The 13,920-nt window shown below is 37.6% G+C and carries 15 protein-coding genes; 11 read left to right on the top strand and 4 right to left on the bottom strand.

All coding sequences use genetic code 11. The features are described 5' to 3' along the window. Positions 1–26 precede the first annotated feature (26 nt). The 3 genes from namA (at position 27) to tssD (ending at position 1,954) form a co-directional block, all read left to right on the top strand. Positions 27–1,079, top strand: coding sequence for an NADPH dehydrogenase NamA (gene namA / locus OK18_RS01830; RefSeq protein ID WP_050020043.1), 1,053 nt, complete (start codon positions 27–29; stop codon positions 1,077–1,079). Between the two features lie 20 nt (positions 1,080–1,099). Then, the gene (locus OK18_RS01825; RefSeq protein ID WP_050020044.1) at positions 1,100–1,378 is read left to right on the top strand and encodes a DUF2752 domain-containing protein; all 279 of its coding nucleotides are present in this window, start codon (positions 1,100–1,102) and stop codon (positions 1,376–1,378) included. Between the two features lie 171 nt (positions 1,379–1,549). Continuing rightward, entirely contained in the window at positions 1,550–1,954 is a 405-nt protein-coding gene (tssD, locus tag OK18_RS01820; protein WP_050020045.1) for a type VI secretion system tube protein TssD, read from the top strand. A gap of 72 nt (positions 1,955–2,026) precedes the next feature. On the opposite strand, the gene OK18_RS01815 is transcribed toward tssD, so the two are convergent. The 3 genes from OK18_RS01815 to OK18_RS01805 form a co-directional block, all read right to left on the bottom strand. Continuing rightward, a complete protein-coding gene (locus OK18_RS01815; RefSeq protein WP_053326887.1) occupies positions 2,027–3,823 on the bottom strand; it encodes an endonuclease in 1,797 nt (598 codons plus the stop codon). Between the two features lie 369 nt (positions 3,824–4,192). Beyond that, positions 4,193–4,720 carry a DUF4136 domain-containing protein gene (locus tag OK18_RS01810; RefSeq protein ID WP_053329267.1) on the bottom strand — a complete coding sequence of 176 codons (528 nt, stop codon included), beginning with the start codon at positions 4,718–4,720 and terminating at the stop codon, positions 4,193–4,195. Position 4,721: 1 nt separating this feature from the next. Further along, on the bottom strand, positions 4,722–4,904 hold the full coding sequence (locus OK18_RS01805) for a DUF5522 domain-containing protein (RefSeq protein WP_053326886.1): 183 nt from the start codon (positions 4,902–4,904) through the stop codon (positions 4,722–4,724). A 40-nt stretch (positions 4,905–4,944) separates the two neighbouring features. Between OK18_RS01805 and OK18_RS21600 the strand changes: the two genes are divergently transcribed. The 4 genes from OK18_RS21600 to hemL all read left to right on the top strand — a co-directional run bounded on the left by OK18_RS21600 (position 4,945) and on the right by hemL (position 8,816). Next, positions 4,945–5,271, top strand: a complete 327-nt coding sequence (locus tag OK18_RS21600) for a hypothetical protein (RefSeq protein ID WP_050020048.1) — start codon at positions 4,945–4,947, stop codon at positions 5,269–5,271. A gap of 205 nt (positions 5,272–5,476) precedes the next feature. After that, positions 5,477–6,385, top strand: coding sequence for a 1-aminocyclopropane-1-carboxylate deaminase/D-cysteine desulfhydrase (locus OK18_RS01795; protein ID WP_053326885.1), 909 nt, complete (start codon positions 5,477–5,479; stop codon positions 6,383–6,385). A gap of 14 nt (positions 6,386–6,399) precedes the next feature. Further along, positions 6,400–7,458, top strand: coding sequence for a glucosaminidase domain-containing protein (locus OK18_RS01790; RefSeq protein ID WP_053326884.1), 1,059 nt, complete (start codon positions 6,400–6,402; stop codon positions 7,456–7,458). Positions 7,459–7,526: 68 nt separating this feature from the next. After that, positions 7,527–8,816: a glutamate-1-semialdehyde 2,1-aminomutase gene (hemL, locus tag OK18_RS01785; RefSeq protein WP_053326883.1), complete on the top strand. Its 1,290-nt coding sequence runs from the start codon at positions 7,527–7,529 to the stop codon at positions 8,814–8,816. Between the two features lie 72 nt (positions 8,817–8,888). Here the strand turns inward: hemL and OK18_RS01780 are convergent, their stop codons facing one another. Then, positions 8,889–9,242 carry a hypothetical protein gene (locus OK18_RS01780; RefSeq protein ID WP_050020051.1) on the bottom strand — a complete coding sequence of 118 codons (354 nt, stop codon included), beginning with the start codon at positions 9,240–9,242 and terminating at the stop codon, positions 8,889–8,891. A 157-nt stretch (positions 9,243–9,399) separates the two neighbouring features. On the opposite strand from OK18_RS01780, the gene OK18_RS01775 reads away from it, so the two are divergent. The 4 genes from OK18_RS01775 to OK18_RS01760 all read left to right on the top strand — a co-directional run bounded on the left by OK18_RS01775 (position 9,400) and on the right by OK18_RS01760 (position 13,889). Beyond that, positions 9,400–10,734 (top strand): amidohydrolase, encoded by a 1,335-nt coding sequence (locus tag OK18_RS01775; RefSeq protein ID WP_053329266.1) that lies wholly within the window; start codon positions 9,400–9,402, stop codon positions 10,732–10,734. A 13-nt stretch (positions 10,735–10,747) separates the two neighbouring features. After that, positions 10,748–11,419, top strand: a complete 672-nt coding sequence (locus OK18_RS01770; protein WP_228377678.1) for an ankyrin repeat domain-containing protein — start codon at positions 10,748–10,750, stop codon at positions 11,417–11,419. A gap of 305 nt (positions 11,420–11,724) precedes the next feature. Next, complete coding sequence (locus OK18_RS01765) at positions 11,725–12,570, top strand: AraC family transcriptional regulator (protein WP_050020052.1); 846 nt, start codon at positions 11,725–11,727, stop codon at positions 12,568–12,570. Between the two features lie 80 nt (positions 12,571–12,650). Next, entirely contained in the window at positions 12,651–13,889 is a 1,239-nt protein-coding gene (locus OK18_RS01760) for an amidohydrolase (RefSeq protein WP_053326882.1), read from the top strand. Positions 13,890–13,920 lie beyond the last annotated feature (31 nt).

The following is a 13,920-nucleotide window of genomic DNA, read 5'->3' as shown; positions in this document are numbered from 1 at the left end:
ATGTTGAATTTTTTTAAAAAAATAAAATGCTATATACACCAATACAATTCAGGAATGTAGAGTTGAAAAACCGTTGGGTAATGTCTCCTATGTGTATGTATTCCTGTGAAAACGGCCTGGCTAACGACTTTCATTTTGTACATTACGGAAGCAGGGCACAAGGGGGAACAGGATTAATCATGGTAGAAGCAACAGGTGTAGAGCCCAAAGGAAGGATTACTAACCATTGTATGGGGATCTGGAATGATGAACAAGCTCAGGAACTGCAGAGAATTGTAGATTTTGTGCATGCACATTCAGAAAGTAAAATAGGAATCCAGTTGGCCCATGCCGGAAGGAAAGGTTCTACCTGGAATAATAAGCAAATCTCCGTTGAAGAGGGCTGGGAAACCATCGCTCCGAGTTCTATCCCTTATCATCCGGCAGAAAGGATTCCACACGCGTTAAGTACCGATGAGGTAAAAGAGCAGATCCTGAATTTTAAAAGAGCAGCTGGAAGAGCCGTAAAAGCCGGTTTTGATATTATTGAAATCCATGCAGCACACGGATATCTTATCCATCAGTTTCTATCACCATTATCCAATATCAGAACGGATGAATATGGCGGAAGTTTTGAAAACAGAATCAGATTTCTGATTGAAATTGTAGATGCCGTCAATGAAGAACTGAATGAAAATACAGCACTCTTTGTAAGAATTTCGGGAACAGAATATGCGGAGAATGGCTGGGACCTTGAAAGTAGTGTAACATTGGCTAAAGTTTTAAAAGAACATGGCGTAGACCTGGTAGATGTATCAAGTGGAGGAAATATACATGGAGCGAAAATTTCTGTTTTTGATGGATATCAGGTTCCTTTTTCTTCACAGGTAAAAAATGAAGCTTCCGTTAAAACAGGAGCGGTAGGTTTAATTACCACAGCAGAACAGGCAGAAGAAATTCTTCAAAACGGAGAGGCCGATTTGATCTTCGTGGCAAGGGAAATTCTAAGAAATCCCTACCTTGCCGTACAAGGCTCATTTGAAATGAAAGAAAACTGCTTTTTCCCTCATCAGTATACCAGAGCTAAAATTTCTTCATAATGGAATAAAACAGTATAGAAATGGAGATTGAAGATTTCATGCTGACCTGCCCCAGTAAGAAATATCTGGGGATAGAATGTCTTGGGTGTGGTGCTCAGAGAGCCATTTTGCTGGTCTTTGAAGGAAAGTTTTATGAAGCGTTTAAAATGTATCCCGCGGTGTATACATTATTACTGTTCTTCGGAATATTGGCGTTAAGCTTCATTGACAGGAAAAGGAAATATGGTTCCGTTTTATGGATAATAATTACCATCAATCTTGTTATTATGATAACTTCTTATTTTTATAAGCATTACTGACCATGCTTTTTAATTTTTCACATGACTCAGCACTGGAATAATCGTAGAATTACGACAATTTATAAAACAATGGTCAGAAAATTTTAAAAACCGGATCCTGAAGTCTATCTTTGTTAGATAACACTTTATAATCTATACAGGAAGAAATCATTAAGGATAAATTTAAGAAATATGGCAGGAAATTCAAGAGGAATCTTAAAATTCAATGGAGGAGAAGGTCAGAAGTTATTAAAACTTAATTACAGTGTTTCAAGAGCTACAGATGTTTCAGGACGTGTAGCATCTGACCCGTCAAACGCACTTATTAAAATAACAATTGAAGCAACAGAGAAATCTGATATTCTGGAAACCTTACTCAACAGTAAATACAAACCGACTACCGGAGAAATTAATTTCAATAAATCCCACGAAGAAGGAACATTGATCTCCCTGAAATGGGAAAACGGATATGTAATCCAACATGAAGTGGATTTTGATGCTATCGATAGCAATAATATGCTGATCAGCTTTGTGGTGAGTGCAGAAAGCATCCGTTACGGGAGTTCCTATTATGAAGGGTTTTGGCCATTAGGCTAAGCCTCTTATTATAAAGAATAAAAAAGACTGGTCCTTACTCAGAGACCAGTCTTTTTTTATTAAAATGCTTATTTATTTTACGATAAACTGCATTGTAGCATTATCCAGTTTCAAAATATAAATTCCCTGTTCAAGATTTTTAATTTTGATGGAATTTCCATTCCTGAAAGGTCTGTCGATAGATTGAAGCGCCTTTCCCTGCAGATTGTAGATCTCTGCTTTTTTGATACCCTGAACATCACCTTTTACAAAAATTTCCTGGTTTGAGATCGGATTGGGAGAGATTTTATAAGTAGCCGTTTCCGGGGCAATTGTCTGAGCCTGTCTTGCAGCCGTTCCTGAGTAGCAGGTCCATTTAAGATCATCAATAGCCACCCTGTTGCTTGTGGAATTATTAACCAGGCTTACCGTTACATTACCGGAAACATTTATATTATTAATTGTAGTTGTTGTTACTGTTGCACTGTAAGGAATGGTTCCTACTGTCGTCCCATTTACTTTCACGTCGAAAGTTCCGTTATTACCGGAAAACTTCAGTTGAGTGGTAACAGTTAAAGAACCGATTCCATTGCCGGAATTGCCTGAAGTTAAAGAACCGCTTCTCACAGTGATTGCTTTATTGCTGATCGTCTGATCGGTTCTGGCATCTGTTGCTGTCCATGAAATTCCTCCGTTGCTCCATGTTCTTGTTAAATATGAAGAAGTGCTGGCTGTAGGAATGGTTTCAAAAGTTTCATTCACACAACCTGTAGACGGAATCGTCGTTCCTGAATCAGTAGTTGCTGAAACGGCAGAACTGTTCGGAGACGAATTTCCAGCAGCATCTTTTGCCACAACATAGAAATTATAAGTTGTAGAAGGGGCTAGGCCAGAAATGGTTGCAGAAGGAGAACTTACCGTAGTTTTCAGACTGCCATTCATGTAGACGGCATAAGAAGTAACTCCTACATTATCCGTAGCGGCAGTCCAGGAAAGGGAAATGCTGCTTGATGTCTTTCCGGTTACATGTAAAGCGGTAGCTGCAGTTGGAGCCTGTGTATCATTGCTTGGTTGCTGAGAACCCCAGATCAGATTTACATAGCCTGGATTATCAATAAAAGGATTCCGGTTACCCTGATAAGTATATGATGCATTATTTCTATTGATCTCTGCCTGCGAAACAGGATCCTGATTATGCCATGCCAAAAGAACATTCAGTTCCCATGTCTGTAATCCCGGGAAGGCTGTGCTTCCCAGCATATTTCCTGAAGAAAAGCTTGAAAGTTTACTCTGGTAGCGGGTTACGAAATAAAAAATCATACGGGCTACATCTCCTTTAAACTCATCAATCGGCTCAAAAACCGTTCCTGAATATCCCGAAGAAGCAGAAGTACCAAGCTTTGAACCATTCATTGACGTAAATGTGGCTGATCCTACTTTTCCAAACGGATAATTGCTTCTCATGCCATTCACCTTTCCGTCGGTAGCTCTGATAAAATGAATGTCGGAGACCATTGGAGCGGCCTTGCTGAAAAAACTTTGAGGGATAATATGTTCTCTGTTGTAGCAGTTTCCTTCCGTGGAATAAGTCCCGCATTGATTACTTCCCGGAGTATATTGGTAAGGATCAGGCCCTGTAGGCTTTTCTGAATAGATATCAAGAATAGAACCGTCGTTTTCGTAATTCTTATCAATATCAGTTGTTTTATAAGCGGTCCACAAACCATTGTAGCCTTTATCTATATGACCGTTGGTAATGATAGTACTTAATGCTGTTTTGAGTGCCGCACCACTTAGTCCGTTTGCAGAATTATAATAACCTGCCGGAGCCTGTGCATTGGCAAGTCCCGTAAGTCCCACAAACACAGAGAATAAGATAATTTTTTTCATATTAATATACTTTTTAGCAAGAATACTACATTTTTATGAATAAAAAATTACATTATGGTTAATTTTAAATGTAGGACACTTCGGTTGATCTATTATAAATGATATTTTTGTTAAACATCAATAGGAGTGAGCTTCAGCCCTATAGATAGAGCCTGAATTTATTTTACAGCATCTTTGCCGGTTTTCAGCATAATGTAGATGATCAATAGGAGAGGGTTTTAGCCCGCTTAAATAAATAGATCAAAATTCCATTGGCTTTAGCTAAAGCTTACAACAATATTCATAACACATCAAAGTTTGCCATAGCTATTTTAGGCAAATAAAAAATGCCGATACAAATTGCATCGGCATCTATAATAATGGTCAGTTTTATTTTCTTTGAGGCGGATAATTTTTCATAATTTCGGCCATGATTTCGGGAATCTGTCTTTGTTTCGCTCTTGGTGAATCTACGGAGATCCCGCTTCCGATGCCCTGCCATACCAATTTGTTGGTTTTCGCATCGATAAGATCTACAACCAATGCCCCTTCATTATAATTGCTGGTCCAGGTTCTGTTCATACCAATACCCCATCCGAAAGGGCCACCCCAGCCCCACATTCCATAAGGAGAACTGGAAGTGATATCTGTGATTTTTTTATGATTAGCTTTTACGTTAACAATAAGATCCGGGTTTTCTCCGGACTGCAGTCCCTTACTTTGAAGTTGTCTTGAAAGCTCATTCAAAACCCTGTCTTTATCAATATCATTCAATTTTAAATCATCAATTCTTATTTTATACGTTTTATAAGAATTGAAATTGGCTGTTTCAGCATAATCTGAACGTACCTGAAAAGGGCTACATGACGTTAAACCTAATGTAGCTGCTGCCAACAAAATAAAAATATATTTTTTCATTTTATTTATTTTTTTTATCATTTTTAATGAATGTATCAGTCTTTTTGTCGTACCCGTAAGGACAGTGCCTGCAGCCGCTTTTACAGCAATATCCCCTTTTCAGATGGAATTTTTCCGTAAAAACTTTATATCCCTGTTCATTATAGTAAAAGTCCTCACCTTCTTTGATGTCAAAATAGGCCATAAGTTAAACGTAAGTCAAAAAACTTTTTATATTTGTTAGTATGATAATTGTATGCCAAAAGCCATTAAAAAAGCTAAAAATTAATGGCATTGCTCTCTTTCCCTTTATCTTCGTTAGGAAACCCGAAGATAAGGAAAATAAAATACTTATCAATCATGAAAAAATCCATTTGAGACAACAGCTCGAGATGCTTATTATTTTCTTCTACATTTTTTATGTTATTGAATATTATTATTGGTTTTTCAAACTTAAAAACGCAGATAGGGCTTATCAAAGAATTTCTTTTGAAAGAGAAGCCTATGCCAAAGAACGAGATTTGAGCTACCTCAGGAAAAGAAAATTCTGGAACTTCAGAAAATACCTTTAGACTGACAGATAATATTTTTGATGAACGTCAATAGGAGTGGCTTTAGCCCGCTCAAATAAATAAAAATATGAAAATACTTCTGGCTTTAGCAAAACCTGAACTTAACCCAAAATTCATCATCATAAAATCATTATAATAAGCAATATTTTCCGCAAATAATCTTTTGTTAATTTTGCAATAATAATTATCAGCAGACAAAGTTACAATGCTATTACAACTCCCGACAGAAACCATTCCCATCCAGGAAATACCCATCGACAAAAATGTGAGGCTCTTTATGAAAAGGGAAGACCTTATTCATCCCAGTATTTCAGGGAATAAATATTGGAAACTGTTTTATAATGTCAATAATTATCTGAATCAAAATCCTGAAAGCCCTTATATAATTACCTTCGGAGGGGCATTTTCCAATCATATTGCAGCTGTTTCAGCAGTAGGGAATCTGGCACATATTCCCACCTTGGGAATTATCAGGGGAGAAGAGCTACAGCATAAATGGCGCGATAATCCAACCTTGCTTTTTGCCAAGAGAAACGGGATGAACCTGAAATTTGTCACCCGGGAAGAATACCGCCATAAAGAAAAGTTAACCGAATTTTTACAACACGAATTCCCCGAGGCACTGATCATTCCGGAAGGGGGAACCAACCCGGAGGCCGTGGAAGGCGTCAAAATGATGCTCAATGAGCAAACAAAAGATTTTGACTATCTTTGCACTGCAGTCGGAACGGGGGGAACTATTGCCGGAATTTCAAAATTTTGTGAAGAAAATCAGAAAGTTATAGGGTTTAAGGCAGTTGATGACTCATCATTGGAAAATAAAATATTTGAATTAACTTTGAAACGGAATTTCAATCTAATAGATTCAGGTTTTGGCGGTTACGGTAAAATAAGTGATGAGAATGTTAGTTTTATCAACGATTTCAAAGAGAAATATAACATTCCTTTAGAACCGGTTTATACAGGAAAAATGATGCAAAAGGTTTTTGAGCTGATTGATGAAAATTATTTTCCTGAAAACAGCAGGATTTTATGCTTTCATACAGGTGGATTACAAGGGATTGAGGGGGCTAATCTGCTTTTAGAAAAACAATATAGAAATTTAATTATATAAGTAAATTGAAAAACATGAAAAGACTTTTCCTATCAATAAGCCTTTTAGTTTTATCAAAATTTTCAGCCCAAACGTGGGCAACTGAAGATCAGTATATCCAAAAATTTGCAAAGTACGCTGTAGAAGAAATGGAAAAATACAAGATTCCTGCTTCTATTACCCTTGCACAAGGTCTTTTGGAGACCGGCGGCGGGCAAAGCAGACTAGCTCTGGAAGGGAAAAACCACTTCGGTATAAAATGTAAAGAAGACTGGACGGGGAAAACAATGAAGCATACGGATGATGCCCCTAATGAATGCTTCCGTGTATATGAAGACCCAAGGCAGTCTTATGAAGATCATTCTATATTTTTAACCACCAGAAAATACTATGCTAATCTTTTTAAGCTTGATATGAAAGATTACAAGGCATGGGCCCATGGTTTGAAAAAAGCGGGATATGCAACCAATCCGCGTTACGCTTCCATTCTGATTTCCAAAATTGAAAAATACAGACTATACGAATTCGACAATACCAGTTCTAATGAAGTACTATATGCTGTTCTTAAAATGTATCCTGATCTGAAGGATGACAGGACTTTCATGGCGCAGTTAGACCCGTCAAAAACGGTAAAAAAAACTAAAGAACCTGTAACGGTGGAAGTTCCTTACAAACAGACTTCTTATGCACAACAGCAGAAAAGAGTGGAAAGAATCAAAACAAAAGCTGAGATTCTCAATTCCATTCTTATCAAAAGCCATCCGAACGATGGTTTGAAATATATCATCATTCCTGAAGATACCAACGTACAGTTTATTGCCAATAAATTCAAAGTAAGCGAAAGCAGACTGATCAAATGGAATGAACTGCAGGGAAATATCCTGAAGAAAAACGATATTATTTTTCTTGAATCCAAAAACTCTTCAGGAAATACGGCTACTTACAAAGCGGAATCAGGCGAAAATATGCATGATATCGCTCAAAAATTCGGAATCAAATTACATAAATTATATGCCAAAAACAGAATGGATGAAGGACAACAGCCTTCTGCAGGGCAATTGATTTATTTAATAGATAAAAAACCAAGAAACTAATTTTTTGTTGAGAGTTTTGTTGACAGTTAGCTGCCAACTACAACTGTCAATCCACAACTAAAGTATATATGAAATACCAAAGAAGTTCGGCTTTATTTGATGAAGCCTACAAATACATTCCGGGTGGAGTAAATTCCCCGGTTCGGGCGTTTAAATCAGTAGGGGGAGTCCCTGTTTTTATGAAATCAGCAAAAGGAGCTTACCTTACTGATGCGGATGATAACACTTATATTGATTACATCAATTCCTGGGGGCCTGCCATCTTGGGGCATACGCATCCTGAAGTTCTGGAAGAACTGAAAATCCAGGCTGAAAAAGGGTTCTCTTTCGGGGCTCCTACAGAACTGGAAACTGAAATTGCTAAGTTCATTATCGAAAATGTTCCGAATATTGACCAGATCAGAATGGTTTCTTCCGGTACAGAAGCATGTATGAGCGCTATCAGATTGGCAAGGGGATATACGGGAAGAGATAAAATTGTAAAATTTGAGGGATGTTATCATGGGCATTCAGATTCATTCCTGATTAAAGCAGGAAGTGGAGCGGCAACGTTTGGTAATCCGAATTCCCCGGGGGTAACACAGGGAACAGCTAAAGATACATTATTAGCCCGTTATAACGATTTTGAACAGGTGGAAGATTTGTTCCGGCATAATCCGGGAGAGATTGCAGCAGTAATCATTGAGCCTGTAGCCGGAAACATGGGATGTGTGCTTCCTGAGAACAATTTCCTGCAAAGCCTGAGAAAAATCTGTGATGAAAACGGGGCTTTATTGATTTTCGATGAAGTAATGACAGGTTTCAGATTAGCATTCGGAGGAGCACAGGAGCTTTTCAATGTGAAAGCTGATTTGGTAACTTACGGAAAAGTAATCGGTGGAGGGCTTCCTGTAGGAGCTTTTGCCGGAAGAAATGAAATTATGGACCACCTGGCTCCAAAAGGTGGGGTATATCAGGCAGGAACCTTAAGTGGAAATCCATTGGCGATGAGAGCAGGATTAAAAACCCTCCAATTGATTAAAAATGATCCTGAATTTTTCAACAGATTGAATAAAACTACAGAAACTCTGGATTTTGAAATCGGAAAAATTTTAAATGAAAAAGGAATTGCTCATAAAATCAATAGAAAAGGATCAATGATGTCTGTATTCTTCCATATCAACAGAGTTTCCAACTTTGATGAAGCCCAGGAAGCCAACCATTCATTGTTCAATAATTTCTTCCATCAGATGCTGACCAACGGAGTGTATCTTCCGCCAAGCGGCTATGAAACATACTTCATCAGTGATGCTATCAAAGATAAAGAAATTGATATGACAATGGAAGCCGTAAGAAAATTTGAATATTCAAATAAATAATAAAATATTGAGAACTATAATGGCTGTATCTTCTTCGATACAGCCATTATTTATTATTGGTCTGTAAAACTGTTATAAAGTACCATAGCAAAACAGGCACATCCATCGTCCTTCTCCATTGGCCGCCTCAGCATCGAAGATATAAAGCCCTTTGCTTTCAATATACTCTCTTTGACTTAGCTTGTCTCCTCCGGAAGTATTCGTGATATAGAGTATTATACCATCCTGTTCCATTCCATATAAATGATTACCTTTCATTGTAAGTTCTGCAAGTGTCAATCTCGGGGGCAATAATCCGTCAATAGTTAAAACTTCTTTTTTGGCAGTAATGTCAAGGGTAGCTTTAGGTTTATCCGTATTAATGCCTGTTTGTGCAGATAAAAAAGAGAATGTACATATTGAAATAATGCTTAAAATGTTTTTCATAGAATTTTTTTTGCAAAAATAAAGATTATGTAAAATATCTTAAATCCTGAACAGCTACTTTTATGGAATAAAGAAATATAAATCATACAGATTTTGTAATAAACCGTACACTTTGTTGATGGCAGTTCTTTTTAATTTTGTCATAAATAGTTTGGAAATGAAGACCTCAGACAATAGCATATCACGTAAGGATTTTATCAAACATTCAGCGTTGGCAATGGCCGGATTAACTTTAATACCTGGTATTATGACAGCATCACCACTTTTTAATGAGAAAAATAGTTTGACAAAAGGAAAATTAAGCCTTAAGAATGTTCGTCTTGAGACAGGATTTGAATATGAGGAAGGAGAAGTTACAGCAACGAAAACCGGTCTGTTTTATATAGAAGTTGATAATGGAAAAATTACAAAGGTTTCTCCTAATGAACCTGATGCAAAAGCAATAGACGCAAAAGGTTTCCTGATGCTTCCGGCATTTAAAGATATGCATATTCACCTGGATAAAACCTTTTATGGAGATAAATGGCAGGCTGTGAGAAAAAGAACAGGAGGAGTAAAGGGAATGATAGAGCTGGAACAGAAAATGCTTCCCGAAATGCTGAAAAATTCAACATTCAAAGCTGAAAAAATGATTGAACTATTGCAGTCAAAAGGAACTTCCTACGCCAGAAGCCATGTGAATATTGAGCCTACTTCAAAACTGCAGTCATTAAAAAATCTTCAAAAGGCTTTAGAAAATAAAAAGAAAGGTTTCGAAGCTGAACTGGTGGCTTTTCCACAACACGGAGTTTTTTATACAGATTCAGTACCTTATCTGAAAGAGGCTGCAAAAATGGATATTGACTTCATTGGCGGAGTAGATCCATTCAATGTGGATGGTACTATTGAAAAAGTAATAGACTTTACAATCCAACTGGCTTTAGATCATAAAAAAGGAATAGATATCCATTTGCATGAGACAGGGGATTCAGGATTGAAAACCGTAGAATACCTGATTAAAAAAGTCAGTGAGAATCCTTCTTTGAAGGGGAAAACATACTTAAGCCACTGTTTTATTTTAGCCAAATTAGAAGCGGCAAAGCAAGAAGAAATTGCTGAAAAATTAGGAGAATCCCAGATCGGAGTTGTTTCTACGATTCCTTTCGGGAGATTGATCATGCCGATCCCAACCTTATATAAACATAATGTAACGGTATTAACAGGGAATGACAGTATTGTAGACCATTGGAATACCTTCGGAACGGGGAGTGTCCTTCAGAAAGCTAACCTGATGGCACAGTTGTATGGGTATTCAACAGAGTTTTTATTGTCAAGAAGCCTCAAGCTGGCAACGGGAAATATACTTCCGCTGGATGATAAAGGAACGCAGCAGTGGCCTAAGGCAGGTGATCAGGCCAATTTTGTGTTATTGGATGCAAGCTGCTCTGCTGAAGCAGTATCCAGAATTTCAAATGTGGAATCATTGGTGCATAACGGAAATATTGTCTTTTAATTCAAATGGAAAAATGATGAAAGTCTTATTGTTTCTCCTGGCATTTGGAAGCCTGGGTGCCTGTGAAAAGAAGTCCGCTAACCACTCAAAAGTAAATAGGATGCAGGAAAAAGATATTGTCAATCTGGTAAAGAAAAATGATATTGTTGCCGTAAAATCTGCTTTGAATACTGGTGCAGACATCAATACCCAGGATAAAAGAGGACGTTCTTTACTGCTGATTGCAACAATAGGAAAACAGGTCGAAATGGTAAAGCTGCTTGTATCTCATAAAGCAGATGTGAACCTTCAGGACAATCAACTGGATAGCCCGTTTTTATACGCCGGGGCAAGTGGGCAGACGGAATTGGTGAAATTATTTCTGGAAAACGGGGCCCGTTTTGATGTGTTCAACCGATACAATGGTACCGCTTTGATTCCGGCATGTGAACGCGGACATGTGGAAACGGTGAAAGTTTTAGTGAAAACAAAAGGTTTTCCGGTTAATCATGTAAACCGTTTGGGATGGACTGCCTTAATGGAAGCGGTCATTCTTGGAAACGGGACGCAAAAATATCAGGATATCGTACGGATTTTAAAAGACAACGGAGCGGATATCAATATCCCGGATCATTCGGGGAAAACTCCCTTGCAGCATGCGGAAGAATTAGGATTTAAGGAGATTGCCAGGATTTTAAAATCATAAAGAGACCTCTATTGTAAATATTGGGAAGCAAATGTATTCAGTAAGATTAAAAAATTCTCGCAGATCCAGGACATAAGGCCGATAAATATAAAATCTATGTAAGCTGCAAAATCAGCGGGACAACATAAAATAATATGGTACCACAAATGAAATTTTTATTTTCAAACCATATTTGAATAGGATATAATTCAGAGATATAATTTAGTTGTGTTTTTTAACCACAAAAGATTCAATATTGTTTCTTTTGTGGTTGTTTTAATTTTTTCTCCCGGGAATTTATTAATTTTAGGAGAAATTCAGGTAGCGTGAGTTATCATACAGATTATTTTCCCATTTTAGGAATCCAGGAGTTTAGTGAGAACCAGCTTAGCGGCTGTCATTTGCTGTTTAACGAACTTCACGGAGCGCGTTCTATTGATGATCCCCATAAACATGACTTTTTTATTATCAATCTTTTTGAACACGGAGTAGGTTCCCATACCATAGATTTCACCGAATATCAGGTGAAAGACCATCAGATTCATCTCGTTTTTCCGGATCAGGTTCATCAATGGATCATTGAAAAAGAAACGGTAGGCTACCAGCTGATGATCAGCAGGGATTGGTTTGAAAGTTTTTTACCCTCATTACGCTTTTCGGCATCTTATTATCAAAACCATCCTGTAATTAATCTTTCCAGAGAAGTTTTTGAAACCTTTTTATATGAGTTCCGGGCGATTCAAAAGGAATTAAAAGGCGGGAAAATCTTTTGGGAACTGATTCAGAAAAGAAGCGAACTGATAGGTTTGCTGGTAAGCCAATCTGTAGAAGGCGCTTTTAAGGATTTTGAAGTATACAATTCGAATCCTATTATTTCCAAATTTTTACATCTTATTGATGAACACTTTAAAACAGAAAGATCAGTCTCCTTCTATGCGGATAAACTCAATATATCTGCCAATTATCTGAATATTGTCTGCAAAAAGAACCTTAATACTTCTGCATCCTCACTGATTCAGGATCGTATTTTGCTGGAAGCCAAGCGCCTTTTGAAGGTTTCCGAGATGTCGGTAAAAGATATTGTCTATGACCTCGGCTTTTATGATCATGCCAGCTTTTCAAAATTCTTTAAGGCCCAAACAGGAATGACCCCGTCTCAGTTCAAGGAATAATTTATACAACACAAGACATAATTGATACACCGGTTTTGAACAGAAGCCGATGTAATTTTGTATTGTTAAAAAATTAAATCATGCAATTTCCCTATCAATTAACTGCAAAAGGAAAATACTCCCTGAAAAATGTACGCCTGGAAACAGGTTTTGAATACGAAAATGAAGAGGTAACCGGAACAAAAACAGGCCTTTTCAGTATTGAAATTGAAGACGGAAAAATCAAATCGGTAAAAGTAAACGACCCCGCTTCCAATGCAATAGATGCTAAAGGTTTTCTGATGCTTCCGGCGTTTAGAGATATGCATATCCATCTGGATAAAACTTTATACGGTCTTCCATGGCAGGCACTTTCTCCCAAAAGAAAAACGGTGAAAGATATGATCGCTTATGAGCAGGAAATCATTCCTGAACTGTTAAAAACATCAGTAGAAAGGGCAGAGCAGCTGATCAGCCTCCAACAACATTACGGGACCCATTTTGCAAGAACCCATTTCAATATTGATCCTACTTCAGGATTGAAATCGCTTGAACATCTTGAACAGGCCCTTGAAAATAAGAAGGATTCTTTCAAAGCAGAGCTTGTTGCCTTTCCTCAGCATGGAGTTTACTATACAGAATCGGCACCTTTAATGAAAGAGGCTGCAAAACTGAAAAGCGTAAGTTTTATCGGTGGACTGGATCCGTTAAGCATCGATGGAAGTATCGAAAAAGTAATGGATTTTACGGTTCAGCTGGCTTTAGACCATAAAAAAGGAATTGATATACACCTGCATGAGATAGGTGAATCCGGGATGAAAACGATTAACTATCTGATTGATAAAACCATTGAAAATCCGGAACTTCAGGGGAAAACCTTTGTAAGCCATGCTTTTGCTTTGGCACATCTTACCTCAAAAGAAACAGAGCAGATCGCTGAAAGACTGGCACAAGGAAAAGTAGGTATTGTCTCTTCCGTACCATTTAAAAAAACTATAATGCCTGTTCCTGTGTTGAAAAAATATGGGGTAAATGTTCTGATCGGAAATGATAATGTACAGGATTACTGGAGTACTTTCGGGTCAGGAAATATGCTGCAGAAAGCCAATCTTATTGCTGAATTGTATGGTTATGCAACAGAATTTGCATTATCAAGAGCTTTACAGTTTGCGACTCAAAGCATTCTTCCTCTGGATGATAAAGGAAACCAGCAATGGCCAAAAGCGGGAGATGAAGCTGCTGTTGTTTTAGCAGATGCCTCATGTTCAGCAGAAGCAGTTTCCAGAATGTCTGAAATAAAGGCCCTGATGCATGACGGGAACCTGTTCTGGAGAAAGTAAATCATATAGTATATATTTTTTATACACTTGT

This window comes from Chryseobacterium gallinarum, from assembly GCF_001021975.1.
GTDB lineage: Bacteria > Bacteroidota > Bacteroidia > Flavobacteriales > Weeksellaceae > Chryseobacterium > Chryseobacterium gallinarum.
This window is presented reverse-complemented; position numbering and strand designations above follow the sequence as displayed.

Coding starts and splice junctions, on each gene's coding strand:
- OK18_RS01810 (WP_053329267.1), bottom strand. CDS start 4,720: ATGAAAAAATATATTTTTATTTTGTTGGCAGCAGCTACATTAGGTTTA.
- OK18_RS01770 (WP_228377678.1), top strand. CDS start 10,748: ATGATGAAAGTCTTATTGTTTCTCCTGGCATTTGGAAGCCTGGGTGCC.
- OK18_RS01760 (WP_053326882.1), top strand. CDS start 12,651: ATGCAATTTCCCTATCAATTAACTGCAAAAGGAAAATACTCCCTGAAA.
- namA (WP_050020043.1), top strand. CDS start 27: ATGCTATATACACCAATACAATTCAGGAATGTAGAGTTGAAAAACCGT.
- OK18_RS01805 (WP_053326886.1), bottom strand. CDS start 4,904: ATGGCCTATTTTGACATCAAAGAAGGTGAGGACTTTTACTATAATGAA.
- OK18_RS01825 (WP_050020044.1), top strand. CDS start 1,100: ATGGAGATTGAAGATTTCATGCTGACCTGCCCCAGTAAGAAATATCTG.
- tssD (WP_050020045.1), top strand. CDS start 1,550: ATGGCAGGAAATTCAAGAGGAATCTTAAAATTCAATGGAGGAGAAGGT.
- OK18_RS21600 (WP_050020048.1), top strand. CDS start 4,945: ATGATAATTGTATGCCAAAAGCCATTAAAAAAGCTAAAAATTAATGGC.
- hemL (WP_053326883.1), top strand. CDS start 7,527: ATGAAATACCAAAGAAGTTCGGCTTTATTTGATGAAGCCTACAAATAC.
- OK18_RS01790 (WP_053326884.1), top strand. CDS start 6,400: ATGAAAAGACTTTTCCTATCAATAAGCCTTTTAGTTTTATCAAAATTT.
- OK18_RS01815 (WP_053326887.1), bottom strand. CDS start 3,823: ATGAAAAAAATTATCTTATTCTCTGTGTTTGTGGGACTTACGGGACTT.
- OK18_RS01775 (WP_053329266.1), top strand. CDS start 9,400: ATGAAGACCTCAGACAATAGCATATCACGTAAGGATTTTATCAAACAT.
- OK18_RS01780 (WP_050020051.1), bottom strand. CDS start 9,242: ATGAAAAACATTTTAAGCATTATTTCAATATGTACATTCTCTTTTTTA.
- OK18_RS01795 (WP_053326885.1), top strand. CDS start 5,477: ATGCTATTACAACTCCCGACAGAAACCATTCCCATCCAGGAAATACCC.